The organism is Massilia sp. SYSU DXS3249 (genome assembly GCF_053668055.1).
This window is the reverse complement of the sequence record NZ_JBSIPX010000050.1, coordinates 1-713: the sequence shown is the minus strand read 5'-3', so window position 1 is coordinate 713 and position 713 is coordinate 1. Positions and strand designations below refer to the sequence as shown.

2 tRNA genes and 2 rRNA genes are annotated in these 713 nt (G+C 49.4%); all 4 read right to left on the bottom strand.

The features are described 5' to 3' along the window. A 23S ribosomal RNA gene (locus ACWCIA_RS22910) occupies positions 1-106 on the bottom strand; the annotation flags it as partial. Between the two features lie 255 nt (positions 107-361). Beyond that, positions 362-437, bottom strand: a tRNA-Ala gene (locus tag ACWCIA_RS22905). Between the two features lie 12 nt (positions 438-449). Further along, a tRNA-Ile gene (locus ACWCIA_RS22900) sits at positions 450-526 on the bottom strand. A 79-nt stretch (positions 527-605) separates the two neighbouring features. Then, positions 606-713 (bottom strand): 16S ribosomal RNA (locus tag ACWCIA_RS22895); the annotation flags it as partial.

Sequence of the window (713 nt, the reverse complement as noted above, 5' to 3'; positions counted from 1 at the left end):
GGATCAAAGTGTGTTTGCTCACTCCCCGCAGCTTATCGCAAGCTACTACGTCCTTCATCGCCTGTAATCGCCAAGGCATCCACCATGTGCACTTATTCGCTTGTCCCTATAACGTTAGCCTCTGGTTCACACCAGAGAGCGGTCATAGAAATAAGAGTACAGCTTGTTGCATGTTTGTTGATACGTTTTACTACTACCCTAAGTGTGCGATCAAATCATTGCTGACTTAACCTCACGCTTAAAAAAACTTTACTTCTTCCAGATTGTTAAAGAACAGAACAACAGTGATCTCTAAAAGACCAAACCTAAGCAGCTCGTCATCAATGACTTGCTTACGTTTGCACTTTCAGCTTCCAGGTAATGGTGGAGGATGACGGGATCGAACCGACGACCCCCTGCTTGCAAAGCAGGTGCTCTCCCAGCTGAGCTAATCCCCCATTGGGTGTCACTGGTAGGGCTGGTTGGACTCGAACCAACGACCCCCGCGTTATCAACACGGTGCTCTAACCAGCTGAGCTACAGCCCCGAAACTGTGTTCTTCTTGTTCAACAGTCGATAAGTGTGAGCGTTTGGTGACTGGTCTCTAAGGACCGGTGCTACTCTAGAAAGGAGGTGATCCAGCCGCACCTTCCGATACGGCTACCTTGTTACGACTTCACCCCAGTCACGAATCCTACCGTGGTAAGCGCCCTCCTTGCGGTTAAGCTACCTAC